The sequence below is a fragment of the Rubellimicrobium arenae genome, from assembly GCF_017916275.1.
Lineage (GTDB): Bacteria > Pseudomonadota > Alphaproteobacteria > Rhodobacterales > Rhodobacteraceae > Rubellimicrobium > Rubellimicrobium arenae.
This window is the reverse complement of record NZ_JAFMST010000005.1, coordinates 122,733-140,542: the sequence shown is the minus strand read 5'-3', so window position 1 is coordinate 140,542 and position 17,810 is coordinate 122,733. Positions and strand designations below refer to the sequence as shown.

Below are 17,810 nucleotides of genomic sequence, written 5' to 3'. Positions count from 1 at the left end.
CCCCGGCCGAGAGGTCGCGTCCTCGGCCATCGGCACCGTGCCGGTCACGCTCACCATCAACGGGCAGGAGCATCGGCTGGCCGTCGAGCCCTGGGTGACGCTCCTCGACCTGCTGCGCGAACGGCTGCACCTCACGGGGAGCAAGAAGGGCTGCGACCACGGCCAGTGCGGGGCCTGCACGGTGCTGATCGACGGACGCCGGATGAACTCCTGCCTCAAGCTCGCGGTGACGCTGGACGGGTCCGAGATCACGACGATCGAGGGGCTGGGGCAGCCGGGGAACCTCCACCCCCTGCAGGCGGCGTTCCTGGAGCACGACGCCTTCCAGTGCGGCTACTGCACGCCCGGCCAGATCTGTTCGGGCGTGGGGTTGATCGCCGAAGGGCATGCGCGCACGCGCGATGACGTGCGCGAGCAGATGAGCGGCAACCTCTGCCGCTGCGGGGCCTACACCAACATCGCGGACGCGATCCTCGAGGTGCTGGGAACGGAGGACCGGGAATGATCCGCTTCGACTACGCCCGGCCGACCGAGGTTTCGGACGCGGTCCGGGAAGGGGCCGCCGAGCAGGCGACCTATCTTGCGGGAGGCACCAACCTCGTCGACCTGCTCAAGGAGAACGTGGCCCGGCCGACCCGCGTCGTGGACATCGGTCGCCTGCCGCTGGCGGAGATCGGCGAGACCGAGTCAGGGGGGCTCCGGCTCGGCGCCCTCGTGACCAACAGCGAGACGGCCTACGACAGCCGGGTGCAGGAGCGCTATCCCCTGCTCTCCTCGGCGATCCTGGCGGGCGCGACCGCGCAGCTTCGCAATGCCGCCACCAACGGGGGCAACATCAACCAGCGGACGCGCTGCTACTACTTCTACGACGTGGCCACGCCCTGCAACAAGCGCAACCCCGGCCAGGGCTGCGGCGCCATCGGCGGCGTGAACCGGATCCACGCCATCCTGGGCACGAGCCCTCATTGCATCGCCACCCACCCCTCGGACATGGCCGTGGCGCTCGCCGCCCTGCAGGCCGAGGTCCGGGTCACCGGGTCCGACGGGGAGCGCGTGATCCCGTTCGCCGACTATCACCGCCTGCCCGGCGAGGAGCCCTGGCGCGACAACACGCTGAAGCCCGGCGAGCTGGTCACCGCCATCGACCTCCCGGCCGAGCGGTTCACGCAGAACTTCACCTATCTGAAGCTCCGCGACCGCCTGTCCTACGCCTTTGCCCTCGTGTCGGTGGCAGTGGCCATGCGGATCGAGGACGGACGCATCGCCGAGGCCCGCATCGCGCTGGGCGGGGTTGCCCACAAGCCGTGGCGACGCCTGGAGGCCGAGGAGGTCCTGGTCGGCCGGGCGCCCGATCGCGCGGCCTTCGACGCCGCGACCGAGGTGCTCCTGGACGGCGCCCGCGGCCACGGGGCCAACGACTTCAAGATCCCGATGGCCCGCAAGGCCATTCCCCGCGCGCTGGAGCAGGCCGCTGCCGGCACGCCCCAGTCCCAGACCGACAAGCGCCTCGCCTGAGAAGGAGCGGACACCATGCCCGACACCCGCCACGAGCCGATCAGGGTCGGCATCGGCACGCCACTGAACCGCGTCGACGGCGAGGCCAAGGTCACGGGCCAGGCGCAGTACGCCGCCGAATACCCCGCCGCGGGCCTCCTTCACGGCGTGATCGTGTCGGGCCGCATCGCGCGCGGGCGGATCACCGGGATCGACGAGACGGCCGCGCGCAGCGTGCCCGGCGTCGTCGAGGTGCTGACGCACCGGAACCGTCCCCACACGCCCTGGCTCGACCGCAACTACAAGGACGAGCTCAGCATCCCCGGGGACCCGTTTCGCCCGCTGGAAAGCGAGGAGATCCAGTTCAGCGGCCAGCCGGTCGCCCTTGTGCTGGCCGAAACCTTCGAGGCGGCCCGCTTTGCGGCAAGCCTGATCGACGTGTCCTACGAGGCCGCGCCCCACAACATCGACTTCGAAGCCTCGCTGGCCGAGAAGTTCCTGCCGTCGAAGAAGCGCAACTCGTACCACGAGCCCAAGAACCACGGGGACGCCGACGCCGCCTTCGACAAGGCGGAGCTGCGGCACGAGGCGCGGTATCACCTCGCCGTCGAGCACCACAATCCCATGGAGATGCACGCCACCACGGTCGACTGGCACGGGGACGGCACGCTGACCGTCTACGACAAGAACCAGGGCTCCCAAGGCGTGCAAAGCTACCTTTGCAACATCTTCGGCTTCTCCAAGAAGGAGCTGCGGGTGGTGAACGCCTATGTCGGCGGGGCGTTCGGGTCCGGGCTCCGGCCCCAGTATCAGGTCTACCTCGCGGTGATGGCGGCCAAGCACATGCAGCGGTCGGTCCGGGTGGTGATGACCCGCCAGCAGATGTTCACCCACGCCCACCGGCCCGAAGCGGTCTACACCGTCAAGCTGGGCGCGGAGCCCACGGGCAAGCTCACGGCCATCCTGGGCGATGCGACCACCTCCACCTCGCGCTTCGAGGACAACATGGAGGACGTCGTGATCTGGGGCATGATCAACTACGACAGCCCCAACATGAAGGGCGAATACTCGATCGCCCCACGCGATACCTACACGTCCGCCGACATGCGTGCCCCGGGCGCGGCGACCGGCATGACCATCTTCGAGATCGCGATGGACGAGCTGGCCTACAAGGCCGGGGTCGATCCGCTCGAGTTCCGGATGATCAACTATTCCGACATCGACGCGATGTACCGGACCCCCTTCACCAGCAAGGCGCTTCGCGAGGCTTACCGCGAGGGCGCGGCCGCCTTCGGCTGGGACCGCCGCTCGCCCGAGCCGAGGTCCATGAGGGAGGGCCGCGAGCTGATCGGATGGGGCATGGCCACCGGCCTCTGGAACGCCGAGTTCGTCGAAACGAGCGCGCGGGCCAGGCTGACGGCGGATGGACGGCTCGAGGTGGCAAGCGCCACCTCGGACATCGGGACGGGGACCTACACCGTCCTGGCGCTGGTCGCCGCCGACACCCTGGGCCTGCGGCCCGAGCGCATCACCGTCAGGATCGGCGACAGCGACCTGCCGCATTCCCAGGTCGAAGGCGGCTCCCGGGCGGCGGCCTCGGCCGGCGCGGCGGTGCAACTGGCCTGCCAGGCAGTCGGGGCCAAGCTCCTGGCCGCCGCGGCCAAGGTCGAGGGAAAGCCGCTGGGCGACGCGCGTTCCCTCGAGGACGTGACCCTGACGGACGGCTACATGATCCTCCGGAGCGACCCGTCGAAGGCGGTCAGCTTTGCCGATGCGATGGCGGCCTCAGGGCTTGACGTCATCGAGGAGGAGGCCACCGCCAAGCCGGGTCTGGGCGACCGGATCAGCCAGATGACCAAGTCGCGCAACGTGCACAGCGCCGTCTTCGCCGAAGTGCGCGTGGACGAGGACTTGGGCCAGGTCAGGGTCACCCGGATCGTGAACGCGGTCGCGGCCGGCCGGATCATCAATCCCAAGACCGCCCGCAGCCAGATCCTGGGCGGCGTCGTCATGGGCATGGGGATGGCGCTGCACGAGGAGACGATGGGCGACCCGATCCTGGGCCGCTGGATGAACCACAATCTGGCCGAGTACCACATCCCGGTGAACGCCGACGTGCACGACATCGAGGTCATCTTCGTGGACGAGCCGGACCCTGAGGTCACGCCCCTTGGCGCCAAGGGCGTGGGCGAGATCGGCATCATCAGCACCGCGGCAGCGATCGCGAACGCCATTTTCCACGCCACCGGCCAGCGCCACCGCAACCTGCCCATCACCATCGACAGGCTGATCGCAACCTGATCCATCGCGGTCGCGCCTTCGACGAGGACCCTTGCGGCTCCGGGCCGAACGGCTCCAACCTGCGCCCGGGGCCGCACGGTCCCGATCGCGAACGGGACCGCCCCGAACCTGGAGCCCAGAATGAAGGTCAGCCTGCCCCCGGATCCCTGGCAGAAGGTCCGGACCCTCCATGATCTCCCCGCGGACGAGGTCATCTCGGGACTGCAGAAGAGCCTCCGCCGCAGCCTCGTTGATACGGCGCTGCTCCTGGCCTACGAGATGTTCCTCACTTCGGCCGAACTGGAGGACAAGCTCTGGTCCCGCCTCGTCGTGATCGCGGTGGAGGACGTGGGCCTGGGCCATCCCACCCTCCCCATCCTGGTGGAAACCCTGTTCCAGCAGCGGCTTCGCTATCCGCGGCCCCTCGGCGATCGCTTCCTGTTCGCGGCCCACGCCGTCCGGCTCATTGCACAAAGCCCCAAGGATCGCACCTCGGACGACATGACGAACTGGGCGCGGCTGGAACTGGTGGTCCGCGACCGCGCCCCCGGGGTGCCCGACTTCGCCATCGACATGCACACGCGCCGCGGTGTCGAACTTGGCCGGGGTTATGAGCACTTCGTTCAGGAGGCCAGCCGCGTGGAGAACGAGCACCCGGACCGCGACACAAGCTGGCGTGAACGCATCCTCGCGGCCATCGCGGCAGGCGAGCTTGGCTGAGCGGCGACCCATGGCCGCCCCACGAACCTTCGGCCTCTCTGCCCGCGAGGCCGCCAGCCCGGTCTTCGGGTCAGCCGGGAGTTGATCTTGGCCAGACCTGTCCGGGCACGCCAGGAGTTCGGCACCCGAGGCGGCCAGGATCCGGGTCATCTGGTCGTTCCTGCTACCCCAAGGGTGATCGCGACGCACATAGGGCCAAGCCCGCACGACCGGAGCGATGCCGCATCCCTCGGCTTGCACCACCAATCCATTGCCTTGGCCGGGTCCGGGTTCGCGTCCCTGCTCTAGGCAGCAGGCCGCGCGAGTGCCAGAAATCGGCGCCTTGCCCAGCCCATCGTCCTCAGGTGTCTTAGGGCCGAGGACGGCAGAGCGGTCGAGATCCGCCGCGACCTGCCCGGTCCATGGGTCGTACAGGCTGTCCACAGTTGCATGACTCACTCGGCCATCGGGTCCCCTCCCCCTCGCGGGTCCCCCGATCTGGCGGCGCCTGCGGCAGAGGTGACCTCGCCGTGGCACCCTCGCAGACCGGCGTGCGCCAACTTATTCGGGGATTCGGCCAAACCCCCGGGTGCTTGCCGCACCGTGTCGGGCCCTCATGGAAACGCTTGCGTCCGAAGCCCGGGGGCCGATAGGCTCAGGCGTGTTAGCAGCCCAAGAAATAAGCCGAAATGGCGCGATCCGGCTGCTTCCACTTGGAGGAGAATGAATGGATCGACGTAGTTTCCTGCTGTCGTCAGTAGCCTTTGGCGCCCTGACGGCCTCCGCCCCTGCGGCCTTTGCCCAGGAGCGGCTCACCATCCTCGGCTCGGTGCCCAGCCTCGGATTCCCGTTCTTTGTTCACATGCTGAACCAGATCAAGGTCGAGGCCGAGGCCCAAGGCGTGGATCTGATCGAGTCGGACGGCCAGAACTCCGCGCCCAAGCAGACGGCCGACATCGAGGCGGCGGTGGTGCAAGGGGTGAACGCCATCGTCATCTCGCCGCTCGACGTGAACGCCCTGGCGCCCGCCATCGAAGCCGCGATCCAGTCGGGGGTGCCGGTCGTCACCGTTGACCGCCGGGTCGACGGGGTGGAGGGCATCCTCGCCCATGTCGGGGCGGACAACGTCAAGGGCGGTGAGGCGCAGGCCCAGGCGCTCATGGCCGCCTTCCCGAACGGCGCCAAGATCTTCCACCTCCAGGGCCAGCCGGGGGCCGGTCCCGCCATCGACCGGAACCAGGGCGTCCACAACGTCCTCGACTCCGTGTCCGACAAGTACCAGATCATCTTCGAGCAAACGGCGAACTTCGCCCGCGCCGAAGCCCTTTCCGTCACAGAGGCGGGCCTTGCGGCCAACGGTAAGCCCGACGCGATCGTCTGCGCGAACGACGACATGGCGCTGGGCGCGATCGAAGCCTGCGCGGCGCGGGGCTTCACCGACGTGAAGATCTATGGCTTCGACGCCCTTCCCGAGGCGCTGGTCGCCGTCCGGGACGGCACCCTGGCCGGCACGGTGGAGCAGTTCCCGGGCGAGCAGTCGCGCACCGCGGTCCGGATCGCCGTGGCTTACGCCAAGGATGGCACCGAACCTGCGGAGTCGCTGGTGCTGCTGACCCCGATCGTGATCGGGTCCGACAACCTCGATAAGGCCGAGCGCATCGGCGAGACGAACTGATCCGACGCGGCCGGAGCCAGACCGGCTCCGGCCACCCCCATTCACGGAGAGGCTTATGACCAGCGCCAGCGCGGCCCAGGCCGTGCCGCCCCCGCTTCTCGAGATCTCGGGCCTGTCCAAGCGGTTCCCCGGGGTGGTGGCCCTCGACGACGTGTCGCTCGACGTTCGCGCCGGAGAGATCCTGGGGCTCATGGGCGAGAACGGCGCGGGGAAATCGACCCTCCTCAAGATCCTCTCCGGCGCGCAGCCCGCCACGGCCGGCCGGATCACCTTCGACGGAGAGACCTACCAGCCCGCCGACCCCGTCGCGGCCCGAACCGCCGGGATCGTGACGATCTACCAGGAGCTGAGCCTCATCCCCACCCTGACGGTGGCCGAGAACATCTTCGTCAACCGGGCTCCGACCGGGGCGCTGGGGCTCGTGGACTGGCGGCGGATGCGGCGCGAGGCGCTGGCCATCCTGGGCCGGGTGGGCCTGTCCGTCCATCCCGACACGCCGGTCTCGGCGCTGTCGGTCGCCGAGCAGCAACTCGTCGAGATCGCGCGGGCGCTGTCGCTCGGCGGGCGGCTCATCATCATGGACGAGCCTACCTCGGCCCTGACCGAGGCCGAGGTGCAGCGCCTTTATTCCATCATGGAACGCCTGCGGCGCGAAGGGATGGCGATCATGTTCGTCACCCACCGCCTCGAGGAAGCCTCGCTCATGTGCGACCGGATGACCGTCCTGCGAGACGGACGGCTCGCCGGCCACCTCATGCGCGAAGGCGGCCCCATCCCGGTGCCCCGCATCATCGAGAAGATGGTCGGCCGCGCCGCGTCCGAGCTTTACGCCCGCCCCAGCCGCCGGGACATCGCCGGTCCCGTGCGGCTCAGCGTCCGGGGGCTGCGCACGGTCCGCGCCGCCGACGCGCCGCATGCCATCGTCCTGGACGGGGTGGACCTTGACCTTCGCGCGGGCGAGATCCTGGGCGTGGCGGGTCTTGTGGGCTCCGGCCGGACCGAACTGGCCCGTGCCATCTTCGGAGCCGACCCGATCGCCGAAGGAGCCATCCTGCTTGACGGGGTTCCCGTCGCGCCAGCCTCGCCGGCGGATGCGCGGGATCTGGGCATCGGGCTCGTGCCCGAGGACCGGAAGGCCCAGGCCATCTTTGCCATGCTGCCGATCCGGCAGAACTTTTCGATCGCCGCCATGGACCTCTACTCGGGCCGCCTCGGCTTCATGTCCGGCGCGCGCGAGGTCGCCGCCCTGTCCGAGTATCGCAAGGCCATGTCGATCCGGATGGCCTCGCCCGAGCAGACGATCGACGGCCTGTCCGGCGGGAACCAGCAGAAGGTGATCCTCGCCCGCTGGCTGGCCCGCGACCCCAAGGTGCTGATCGTGGACGAGCCCACGCGCGGCGTCGACGTCGGCGCCAAGGCCGAGGTGCATCAGATCCTTGTCCAGCTTGCCGCGCGCGGGATCGCGATCATGATGATATCGTCCGAACTGCCCGAGGTCCTCTCGGTCAGCGACCGCATCGTGACCATGCGTCAGGGGCGGATCAGCGGCGAGATGCCGGCCCATGAGGCCACCGAAGAATCGCTCATGGCGCTGATGGCGCTCGAGTCCCGTCCCGGAGAGCCTGCATGACCTCACCCGTCGCCCATCGGCCCATCGGCGGCCTGAATGCCTTTCGCATCCTCAAGCAGTTCGGACCGCTCATGTTCCTGCTGGCGCTGATGCTGGTCTTCGCCGCCACCAACGAGAACTTTCTGAGCCAGCTCAACCTGTTCAACGTGGCGCGGCAGATCTCCATCACGGGCCTCATCGCCCTGGGCATGACCTTCGTGATCCTGACGGCAGGCATCGACCTCAGCGTGGGCTCGCTGCTCGCCTTCTGCGGCATGGTGGCGGCGATCGTCGCCAAGGGTGGGGCGGCGAACACGCTGTCGCTCTCGTCGAACGCCGGCCAGGGATATGGCTGGTTCGCGGCGCTCCTTGCCGCGGTGCTCGTCGGCACGGCGGCCGGCCTGATCCAGGGGCTCGCGATCACCCGGCTCCGGGTGCCGCCGTTCGTGGTCACGCTGGGCGGTCTCACCATCTTCCGCGGACTGACGCTGACCCTGTCGGGGGGCGGCCCGATCTCGGGCTTCACGCCCGGGATGCGCTGGTTCGGCACCGGCCTCGTGGGACCAGTGCCGGTGCCGGTCATCATCTTCGGCGCGGCGGCCGTGCTGTGCCACATCGTGCTGCGGTACACGCGCTTCGGACGGGCGGTCTATGCCGTGGGCGGCAACGCCGAGGCCGCACGCCTGTCGGGGGTCCGCGTCGATCGCATCCTTGTCGCGGTCTACATGATCGTGGGCTTCTTCTCGGGCCTTGCGGCCTTCGTGCTGTCCGCGCGGCTGAACTCGGCCGAAGCGGTGGCGGGCATCGGCTACGAGCTGACCGTCATTTCGGCGGTGGTGATCGGGGGCACATCCCTCTTCGGCGGCATCGGCGGCGTTGGGGGGACCGTGGTCGGCGCGGCGCTGATCGGCGTGCTGGTGAACGGGCTCGTCCTGAACAACGTGTCGTCCTACACGCAGCAGGTGGTGATCGGCCTCATCCTGATCGCAGCCGTGGCCTTTGACCGCTGGCTCAAGCTCAGGGCCGGCACCTGAAGGGTGGGGTCGTCAGGACCGGGATCAGGCGGACCCTTCCGGGTCCGCGCCCCATCGCTGCTCACTTGCTGGCGGCCGAAGCTCCGGGGCCGCGCGGGCGCAGCGGCACCACCTTGTCGCTTTCGACGGCCAGCATCAACGCAAGCCGGCTGGCCAGGTCGGACTGGCGGAACGGCTTGCCCAGGACCTGGAGCCCGCGGGTCTGCTCGGGCGAAAGCTGGGCATAGCCGGTGATCATCAGCACAGGCAGGTCGGGAAGCCTTTCCCGCAGTTCGCGGGCCAGATCCGCCCCGAGCATCCCCGGCATGATGTGGTCGGTCACGAGCACGTCCGGGACAAAGCCCATCCGAACGGCCTCGAGCGCCTCGGCGGCGGTGCCGACATCCTCCACATCATAGCCCAGTTCGCGGAGGCCCTCCGCCATGGACATGCGGACGAGATCCTCGTCATCGACAAGGAGGACCACGGTCTTGCGTGCGACCATCGCCGCTTCGCCGGATTCCCCCTCGTTCGCGATCTCCTGCGCCACGGGCAGGAACAGGACGGCGGCAGTGCCACGGCCCTTTTCGGTCAGCAGCTTGAACGCGCCCCCGGATTGGGCCGCAAAGCCATGCACCATCGACAGGCCCAGCCCGGTCCCCTGCCCCGCCGGCTTCGTGGAAAAGAACGGCTCGACCGCCCGGTTCGCCGTGGCCGTGTCCATCCCGACGCCGTTGTCGGCCATCGCGATGCTGACATACAGCCCGGGGGGAAGCCCAGGCACGGGATCGTCGTCGGTGTCGACGAGCTCGGCCGTCAGGGTCACGCGGCCCCCCGTCGGCATGGCATCGCGGGCGTTGGCGCTCAGGTTGAGGAGCGAGACCTCCAATTGGCTCGGATCCACCATGATGGGCGGCAGGTCCGGCGGCACCTCGAGGCGCAGTTCGACGGACGGGCCGAGGCTGCGGTCGATGAGATCGCGCAGGCCTTCGAGCAGGCCGGATGGGCTGATCGCGCTGGGCTGGAGCATCTGCCGCCCGGCGAACGCCAGGAGACGCTGCACCAGGGTCGCCGCCCGTTCGGATGACTGGAGCGCCCCCGAGATGAGCCGTTGCGAGCGTTCGTCCGGCAGCTTGCGCCGGATAATGTCGAGCCCGGCCACAATGGGCGTGAGCAGGTTGTTGAAGTCGTGCGCAAAGCCGCCGGTGATCTGCCCGATCATGTCGAGCCGCTGCAGTTCTTCCTGGCGGGGCGGCTCGGTCTGGGACCGGGGCTGCGGCGCGAGCACGGCCTCGGTCGTCTCGACGATGGTCATCAGGATCCCGGCCGGGTTCCCGTCCTCGCCCGGCACGGGCACGCAATCGATATTCAGGAAGATTCGTTCGGCATGGCCGTGCCGGTGAGAGGTGAACTCCTGATTGCGGAAAGTGAGCGTCTCGCCAGCAAGGCTCCGCTCGAGAACCTCGAACAGGAAACCTGCGGAGTCGGGCCAGCGGTCCAACGCCCGCGAACCGATGATCTCGGGGTTCAGGCCCGCCGTGATCAGCGCGAAGGCATCATTGTGAAGGACGATCCCCTCCACGCCCCAGAGCAGCAGGGTGGGATTGGGGGAACGGAGCATGATGCCCACGGCGGTCTGCAGGCTGCGGGGCCAGTTTCGCGCCGGACCCAGCGGGGTGCCCTGCCAGTCGCGCCGGGCGATCAGCTCGCCACAGGTGCCGCCGCCGCCAAGAAAGCCGGGCGTTTCCTCGGTCGCTGTTGGTCTGTCAGGCGCGTCCTGCTGTCCCATCGGGTCACCTGCCTGCGGCGAGCCACTGATCTGGCCCTTGTTCTGCCCGAATAACCTCACCGGACATCTCCTGAGGATATGGCTCGTTCCGCGATCACGTCGAGGTTGAACGACGTTGCGGTCGCCGCTGGATATGAAGCAGGTCCGGCGCAGGGCGCAAGCCCGGCCTGAGGTTGCATGAAGACGGATCCGGCGCGTCGCATGGGTTGTAAACTGCCAGTCTCTTCAGGAATGAGCAACCATCTGCGATCGACCGGACTAGACCGCCGTGTCTGTGCGGCGTCGATCGACCCGGCGTAGGCACATCCATCTCAGGACGAGCCCCACGCCCATCGGACAGCACAGTGCGCTGAGGCCACGGCGGAGTGCAGGCGACTGGGGGCACCGGGTCGCAGGCGCAGGCGCGTTGCCCCGTCAGGACACGCGATCTTTCGTCCAGGCCAAGCACCCCGGCCAGATAGTCGCAACACGGTTCCTGCGCTTGTGGCATTGGTCGTGACCACAGGCAGGCCGGGGTGAGCGAATGCCAGGGGCGTCGCGCTGGCACCCGCATTCAACAGCCCCCCGGACGGTGGCTGTTCCAAGGCGTGAAAGGCCGCCGATCCCGAAATCATTCCACCGCCCCCCCCGGCCCGCGCCGGATGACGGCCCTGCCCCCTCGTCAGGCACTTGCAAGGAACCTCGGCCCTGTTCCACACATTCCCGGCTTGGCCTCGCTCGTATGAACGGCGCGGGGTGCAACCGAACAGGAGGTGCAGATGCAGAAGCTCGTCGGTTCCGTGGTCCTCAGCCTAGCCGCCGTGACCAGCGCGTCGGCCCAGGAGACCATCAACGTCGGCATGTCGGGGGGCTATTATCCCTTCACCTTCGTCGAGCAGGATGTTCTGCAAGGGTTCGAGGTCGACTTCATGAATGCCGTCGGCGAGGAGATCGGCCGTCCCGTCAATTTCGTCACGATGTCCTTTTCGGGCCTGATCGGCGCGTTGGAATCGGGCCGGATCGACACGGTCGCCAACCAGATCACCATCACGCCCGAACGCGAGCAGGCCTTCCTCTTCACGCAGCCCTACGTGATCGACGGTGCGCAGGTGGTCGTCCGCGAAGGAAACGACGAAATCCATGGCGTCGAGGACCTGAAAGGTCATTCGGTCGCCGTCAATCTCGGCTCCAACTTCGAGCAACTCCTGCGCGAGTTGCCCTATGCGAGCGAGATCGACATCCGCACCTACGAAAGCAACATCGAACAGGATGTGGCCCTGGGCCGCGTGGATGCCTTCGTGATGGACCGGGTCTCGACCGCCACGGTCGTCAAGGACAGCGGCCTGCCGCTGCAGTTGGCCGGCGAGCCGTTCAGCGAGATCCAGAACGCTCTGCCGTTCCGCAACGACGAGGAAGGCCGCGCACTTCGGGACGAGGTCGACGCTGCGATCACCACGCTGCGCGAGAACGGCACGCTGAAGGCGATCTCGGAAAAGTGGCTGGGGCTGGACGTGACGGCGGTGGACTGAGATCATGCGGGCACTCGACCTCGACTACATGCTGGGTCTTGTGCCCGTCCTGCTTCGGTATCTGCCTCTGACGCTGGCCATGGCGGTGGCCGCGATGGTGCTGGCGCTGATCCTGGCCCTGCTGCTCGCGATGGTGCGGGTCTCCCGCATCCCTGTGCTGAACCAGATCGTGCAGGGCTTCATCAGCTTCTTCCGGGGCACCCCGCTGCTCGTGCAGTTGTTCCTCTTCTACTACGGGCTGCCGCAGATCGTCCCGGCCTTCAGCGCGATCAACGGCGTCCAGGCCGCCATCACCGGGCTCACGCTGCACTTCGCGGCCTATATGGCAGAAAGCATTCGCGCCGCCATCCTCGGCGTGGACCGGAGCCAATGGGAGGCCAGCCAGGCCATCGGCATGACGCAGGTCCAGGCCATGCGGCGGATCATCCTGCCCCAGGCGGCGCGGATCGCCGCGCCGACGCTGCTCAACTATTTCATCGACATGATCAAGAGCACCTCGCTCGCGTTCACCTTGGGCGTGACCGAGATGATGGGAGCAGCGCAGAAGGAGGCCGCCAGCAGCTTTCGCTACTTCGAGGCCTTCCTGCTCGTCGCGATCTTCTATTGGATTGTCGTGGAGTTGCTTTCGGTCGTCCAGCGATGGCTTGAGGTGCGCATGAACAGGGCCTTGGCGCGATGATCGAGATTTCGGGACTCATCAAGCGGTTCGGCCCTACGGTCGTGCTGAACGGCATCGACCTGAGCATCCGGCCCGGCGAACGGATCGTGGTGATCGGGCCCTCGGGCACCGGGAAATCCACGCTCCTGCGCTGCATCAATTTCCTTGACCGAGCCGACGCGGGCCGGATCCGCATCGGAGATCTTGCCGTCGACGCCTCCCGCGCGACGCGGGCCCAGATCCTGGCGGTGCGCCGCCGGACGGCCTTCGTGTTCCAGAACTATGCCCTGTTCGCCAACCGGACGGCGCGCGGCAACATCACCGAGGCGCTGGTGACCGTCCAAGGTCTGCCCAAGACCGAGGCTGTCGCCCGGGCGGACGCGATCCTTCGCGACATCGGCTTGATCGACAAGGCGGACGCCTACCCCGCTGCGCTTTCCGGAGGGCAGCAGCAACGCATCGGGATCGGCCGTGCGCTGGCGCTCAATGCCGATCTGATCCTCTTCGACGAGCCGACGTCGGCGCTCGACCCGGAATGGGTGGGTGAGGTGCTGGACCTCATGCGCCGCATCGCCGAGCGCCGGCAGACCATGCTGATCGTCACCCACGAGATGCAGTTCGCCCGCGAGATCGCAGACCGCGTCATCTTCATGGAAGGCGGACGCATCATCGAACAGGGGACCCCCGGCGAGGTGTTCGACTCGCCCCGCGATCCTCGGACCCAGGAGTTCCTGCGGCGCGTCAGGTGAGCACTGCTCGTGCCCCGACAGGGGTCGAGCAAGCCCGCTGACGATAATTATCCGCCCTCAGTGACTGGTCCGGTTCAGGGTCCCCGCTCTTGGGACGCAACTCGTGGCCAGTGGACCTGCGCGACCAGTTGCGGCCCCGAGCATCTCAGGCGAACAGGATGTCGTCCTCGTCAAGCGTCGCAGCAGCGGTAGCCGGCGCGGCGGCGAGATTGGGGAACTTGGCATCATGCACCTCACGTTCGGCGTGCATGGTGTAGATGGCCCTGATCCGTTGCAGGAACGCCTCGCCTTCGGCATCGAGGTCCTTGATGACAGGCTCGACGTCGCTGGCCGGCATCATCCGGTCCAGCGCAAGAGCCGACATCAGGAATTCGTCGATCTCCTCTCCGGACCGGCCCATGATGTGCACGATCTCTTCCGGGCCCCGCCCCCCTGACATGGCGGACAGGTGGCTCCTGACCCGACCCGCCAGAATCGTCACCTCCCGGGCTCCGTCCCCCGCGTGCCGAAGGGACTCCACGAGCAGGTTGTCCTCTGCATCATCAAGCTTGCCGGACGTGGTCATGACATCCTCGATGTTGCGCCGGAGCCGGCCCATGACATCGATGATGCTTCGCGCGATATCCCTCTGCTGCTGGGCAACCTCCTCCATTGCGCGACCTTCCGGTCCCAGTCGCGAGGATAGAAGGATCGCGTTCAGGCCCAGGACGGTCATGCGCCGCTCGAACTCGGCTGCCTCGCCGGCATCGCGCCCCGCACCGGCCAGCGTTTGCATGAGCCCCCTTGAGGCAGCGAGCAGGCGTTCGCTGGTCTGCGACACCTCGGCCATCATGCGCTCCATCCGCGCCGCGCCGGCCAGCAGCGGCACGAGGCTGCCCTCCCCGGTGCCACAAAGCGCATCTATCGCGCCCGCACGGGGAATGTCCGTCGCGGACAACTTGAGAGCGCGCAGATGCCGCCCTGCCGCCCGCAGCGCATGTCCCAGATCGTCGAGAGCGGCCCTTGTCTGCGCCCGCGCGAGATCACGTATGACGGCCCGAGGGATCGCAGGATCAGGCTGCCCCGCCATGGCCAGCATGTCCTCGACATGCTCCAGTCGCTGCCGGAAGCTGTCGCCAACCTGAAGGTGGACAACCACCTGACCAACCCTGTCCTGAAGAGCCCGGAACCTCTTGGAGACAAGACTGGCCGAGCGGGCGACCCGGTCGTCACGCGACCGCGCCACGACCATCTCGGTGAAGCTGTGGATCGCGGGCAGGGCTTCGGACCGCGTCAAGGCGGCCAAGGCTGCCGTCTCTCGTTCCACCTGCTCCAGGCCGAGACCACCGGCCGACATGGTGGCCGCAAGGTCGGCGACGAGCCCGCCCACGCCGCTCAGCACGGCGCGCATCTCACGGGCAAGTCCATCGATCGTCCCGCTGTCGGACGTGAGGGTGCGGCTGACCACCAACGCATTGAGCGACACCAGTGTCGCAGTCCGCGCCAGCCGCCGCAGTTCCTCCAGGCTCTCGCGGGCGCTTGCCATCAGCCGGCTCAGGTCCCGGGCGGCCTCCCGGCAACGCGCAGCCTTGGCCTCGAGCTGGATGCCGAGTTCATGAAACCTGGGTTGCAGCGACTTGAGCCGTCCCATCGCCTCGGGCGAGAGCGTTACCGACAGCGCCGTCAAGGAGGACTCGGTGACGCTTAGATCCTCCATCGCGGCCAGCATGGCATCAAGGGAGGATTCGAAGACTGCTTCGGTGCGACGGCGGACCGCCGTGACGGAGGCGGTCGATTCCATCAGATCCGGACCTTCATTGTTCAGCGACGACATTCTTTCTTCCCCAGGTCACGATCTCGTTGCACATCCGACCCAAGGGCAGAGCGCGATCGGCCCCGCCCAGGCGCAGAGCTTCACGCGGCATGCCAAAGACGACGGAGGTGGCCTCGTCCTGTGCCGCCGTGCGCGCCCCAGCTTCCTTCATCTCCAGAAGACCCCGCGCCCCGTCGTCTCCCATGCCTGTGAGGAGCAGGCCCAGGGCGTTGAAGCCCGCCGCTTGGGCAAACGACCTGAACAGCACATCGACCGATGGGCGGTGACGCGCGACATAGGGACCGTCGATGACCTCGACGCGGTACGCCAGCCCCTGCCGCCTCAGGAGAAGATGGTGATCCCCCGGCGCGATCAGCACCGTCCCCGGCGACAGTTGGTCGCCCGTGACGGCCTCGCTGACCCGAACCCGGCAAAGTCCATCCAGGCGTTGCGCAAAGGCCGCTGTGAACCGCTCCGGCATATGCTGCACAATCACGACGGGCGGCGCATCCACCGGCAGCTCGCGCAGGATCGTGGCAAGAGCCTCGGTTCCACCGGTCGAGGCCCCGATGGCAACGATCGGGGCCGTCCGCGGAGGCTTGGGCGAGTTCGGCCGTGCTGCGGGCAGGATCACGTCCGCCGTGTGCTTGGGTCCTGGCTGCAGGGGCCTCGGCACGGTTGTCCGAGCCTTCGACCTGGTCTGGGCTGCGGCGTGAATCGCATCGCAGACACGCATCTGGGCGTCCTGTCGCTGCGCCGCAGTAGCCATGCTGGGCTTGCAGATCACCTCGGCGGCCCCAAGCTCGAGCGCCCGCACCGCGTTGCGCGACCCGACCTCGCTGTGACTCGAGCAGATCACAACGGGTAATGGTCTCTGGGCCATGATCTTGCCCAAGAAGGTGAGCCCGTCCATCCGGGGCATTTCGATATCGAGAAGCATCACGTCCGGGACCGTTTCTCGTAGACGGTCCGCGGCTTCGAAGGGATCCCCTGCGGTGGCGACAACCTCAATGTTGGGGTCGCTTGCCAGGATCGACTTCAGGCCCGCCCGAACGCTGGCGCTGTCGTCCACGATCATGACCTTGATGGCTCCGAGACCCTGAGTCCTGATCACAGCAGACCTCCTGTCGCAGGGTGCCGTGGCCCGACATCGCGAGGCACCGGTGCCCCGTCACCCCGCTCCCTGACGAAGACGGCGGGTGCGACCTGCCGAAGCCCATTCTGGCGAACGATCATCGACTCAGCGTGGCCTACGACCAGATGTCCGCCGGGTCGAAGATGCGAGGAGATCGAGGCAATGACCCGCGCCTGCGTCGGGGGATCGAAGTAGATCAAGACGTTTCTCAGGAAGATGGCATCGAGGTTGCGATCAACGGGATAGGACGGATCCATCAGGTTCATCTCTTGAAACCGCACCCGCTGACGGAGCTCGGGAACGATGCGGCGAAGAGGCGCCCCGTCCCGCCCCCTCCCAACCATCGCGTAGCGATCTCGCAAGGCGGCAGGCACGGGCTCGAGTTCCGCCTCGGGATAGATGGCGCGCCCCGCGGTTTGCAGGACTCTGCGGGAGATATCGGTCCCAAGGACATCCCAGTCGAGTTGAGGAGAGTGCGCTTGCGCTTCGGCCAGCACCATGGCAGCGGACCAAGCCTCTGCGCCGGTCGACGAGGCTGCGCTCCAGAACTTGAAGGGCACCCTTCCCGGCGCGGCTTTGAGGGCGGCCGGGATCATAGTCTCCCACAGGAACGCGTAGTGAGCCCGTTCCCGGAAAAAGTCGGTCTTGTTGGTCGTGACCGCTTCGATGATCCGAGGCAACTCATCCTGGAGAGCCCCCTTCTCGAAGAGGTAGTGGAAGTACTCTCCCACATCCCTGAGACCGAGGGCGACCAGTCGGGAACGGAGGCGGGACTCGATCATCCCGTCCTTCGAGTCCGGGAGGAAAATCCCAGTGGTCTCATGAACGAGCTTCCGGAACCGCTCAGCCAGGCGAGCGCGAACGATCAGGGCCGTCACACCAGTCCCGGCTCAAGACGGGCCGCCCCCTTCTCCGTGGTTCCGAACGCGGTCTGACGGCCGGCCAGCATGGCGATCACCTCCGGATCGAAGAGGCCTGCGACGCGCAGCACGGTCACGAAGGTCCCGTCGCGGCGTCCGATGCCCTCCACCATGCGCTGGTCCCAGTCCAGGAAGCCCGCCTCGGCCAATGGTTCGAGACGGTCGTCATCAAGTCCGGCCACCTCGATCACTCGATCGACTCGCAATGCCACCAGCAGAGCGTCACCCGACTTCGGGATCTGGAGCACCATGATGCGGGTGTCCGGCTCGTCGGCGCGCGCGGGTTCGCCGAGCAGGATGCGCAGGTCGATGACCGCTACGGAGGCCCCCCTGACGTCGATCACGCCCAATAGGTGCGCCGGGGCGTTCGGAAGGCGCGACACAGGCCGCGGATCGAGAATTTCCTGCACCAAAGCTACAGGCAGGGCAAAGAGGGAGTCGCCCAAGCCGAATGTCACCACTGGTCCTTCCAACATGGCGGTCCTCACT

At 67.6% G+C, this 17,810-nt stretch carries 15 protein-coding genes; 10 read left to right on the top strand and 5 right to left on the bottom strand.

The genetic code is table 11. The features are described from left to right. Nucleotides 1-37: 37 nt before the first annotated feature. The 7 genes from J3P31_RS09520 (at nucleotide 38) to J3P31_RS09490 (ending at nucleotide 8,791) form a co-directional block, all read left to right on the top strand. Entirely contained in the window at nucleotides 38-505 is a 468-nt protein-coding gene (locus tag J3P31_RS09520) for a (2Fe-2S)-binding protein (RefSeq protein WP_368373060.1), read from the top strand. Then, a complete protein-coding gene (locus J3P31_RS09515) occupies nucleotides 502-1,515 on the top strand; it encodes an FAD binding domain-containing protein (RefSeq protein WP_210528197.1) in 1,014 nt (337 codons plus the stop codon). Before J3P31_RS09520 ends, J3P31_RS09515 begins: the two co-directional genes overlap by 4 nt. A 15-nt stretch (nucleotides 1,516-1,530) precedes the next feature. Beyond that, the gene (locus J3P31_RS09510; RefSeq protein WP_210528196.1) at nucleotides 1,531-3,795 is read left to right on the top strand and encodes a xanthine dehydrogenase family protein molybdopterin-binding subunit; all 2,265 of its coding nucleotides are present in this window, start codon (nucleotides 1,531-1,533) and stop codon (nucleotides 3,793-3,795) included. 120 nt (nucleotides 3,796-3,915) lie between these two features. Continuing rightward, nucleotides 3,916-4,494, top strand: coding sequence for an AAA family ATPase (locus J3P31_RS09505; RefSeq protein ID WP_210528195.1), 579 nt, complete (start codon nucleotides 3,916-3,918; stop codon nucleotides 4,492-4,494). A 706-nt stretch (nucleotides 4,495-5,200) separates the two neighbouring features. Continuing rightward, a complete protein-coding gene (locus J3P31_RS09500; RefSeq protein WP_210528194.1) occupies nucleotides 5,201-6,148 on the top strand; it encodes a substrate-binding domain-containing protein in 948 nt (315 codons plus the stop codon). 55 nt (nucleotides 6,149-6,203) lie between these two features. Further along, the gene (locus J3P31_RS09495; protein ID WP_210528193.1) at nucleotides 6,204-7,778 is read left to right on the top strand and encodes a sugar ABC transporter ATP-binding protein; all 1,575 of its coding nucleotides are present in this window, start codon (nucleotides 6,204-6,206) and stop codon (nucleotides 7,776-7,778) included. Then, nucleotides 7,775-8,791 (top strand): ABC transporter permease, encoded by a 1,017-nt coding sequence (locus J3P31_RS09490; RefSeq protein ID WP_210528192.1) that lies wholly within the window; start codon nucleotides 7,775-7,777, stop codon nucleotides 8,789-8,791. Before J3P31_RS09495 ends, J3P31_RS09490 begins: the two co-directional genes overlap by 4 nt. A 61-nt stretch (nucleotides 8,792-8,852) precedes the next feature. Here J3P31_RS09490 and J3P31_RS09485 read toward each other — a convergent pair whose 3' ends face one another. Further along, complete coding sequence (locus J3P31_RS09485) at nucleotides 8,853-10,559, bottom strand: PAS domain-containing hybrid sensor histidine kinase/response regulator (RefSeq protein ID WP_210528191.1); 1,707 nt, start codon at nucleotides 10,557-10,559, stop codon at nucleotides 8,853-8,855. Between the two features lie 758 nt (nucleotides 10,560-11,317). On the opposite strand from J3P31_RS09485, the gene J3P31_RS09480 reads away from it, so the two are divergent. The 3 genes from J3P31_RS09480 to J3P31_RS09470 are packed head-to-tail and all read left to right on the top strand — an operon-like array spanning nucleotide 11,318 to nucleotide 13,474. After that, a complete protein-coding gene (locus J3P31_RS09480; RefSeq protein ID WP_210528190.1) occupies nucleotides 11,318-12,067 on the top strand; it encodes an amino acid ABC transporter substrate-binding protein in 750 nt (249 codons plus the stop codon). Between the two features lie 4 nt (nucleotides 12,068-12,071). Further along, a complete protein-coding gene (locus J3P31_RS09475) occupies nucleotides 12,072-12,746 on the top strand; it encodes an amino acid ABC transporter permease (RefSeq protein ID WP_210528189.1) in 675 nt (224 codons plus the stop codon). Then, entirely contained in the window at nucleotides 12,743-13,474 is a 732-nt protein-coding gene (locus J3P31_RS09470) for an amino acid ABC transporter ATP-binding protein (protein WP_210528188.1), read from the top strand. The genes J3P31_RS09475 and J3P31_RS09470 overlap by 4 nt, the downstream gene beginning before the upstream one ends. 145 nt (nucleotides 13,475-13,619) lie before the next feature. Here J3P31_RS09470 and J3P31_RS09465 read toward each other — a convergent pair whose 3' ends face one another. From J3P31_RS09465 to J3P31_RS09450, 4 genes are read right to left on the bottom strand one after another with little or no spacing between them, the layout of a single operon-like run. Further along, nucleotides 13,620-15,287, bottom strand: a complete 1,668-nt coding sequence (locus tag J3P31_RS09465; protein ID WP_210528187.1) for a hypothetical protein — start codon at nucleotides 15,285-15,287, stop codon at nucleotides 13,620-13,622. Then, nucleotides 15,268-16,344 carry a protein-glutamate methylesterase/protein-glutamine glutaminase gene (locus J3P31_RS09460; RefSeq protein WP_210528360.1) on the bottom strand — a complete coding sequence of 359 codons (1,077 nt, stop codon included), beginning with the start codon at nucleotides 16,342-16,344 and terminating at the stop codon, nucleotides 15,268-15,270. Before J3P31_RS09460 ends, J3P31_RS09465 begins: the two co-directional genes overlap by 20 nt. A gap of 32 nt (nucleotides 16,345-16,376) precedes the next feature. Next, on the bottom strand, nucleotides 16,377-17,279 hold the full coding sequence (locus tag J3P31_RS09455) for a CheR family methyltransferase (RefSeq protein WP_368373050.1): 903 nt from the start codon (nucleotides 17,277-17,279) through the stop codon (nucleotides 16,377-16,379). Further along, the gene (locus tag J3P31_RS09450; RefSeq protein ID WP_210530863.1) at nucleotides 17,276-17,797 is read right to left on the bottom strand and encodes a chemotaxis protein CheW; all 522 of its coding nucleotides are present in this window, start codon (nucleotides 17,795-17,797) and stop codon (nucleotides 17,276-17,278) included. The genes J3P31_RS09455 and J3P31_RS09450 overlap by 4 nt, the downstream gene beginning before the upstream one ends. Nucleotides 17,798-17,810 lie beyond the last annotated feature (13 nt).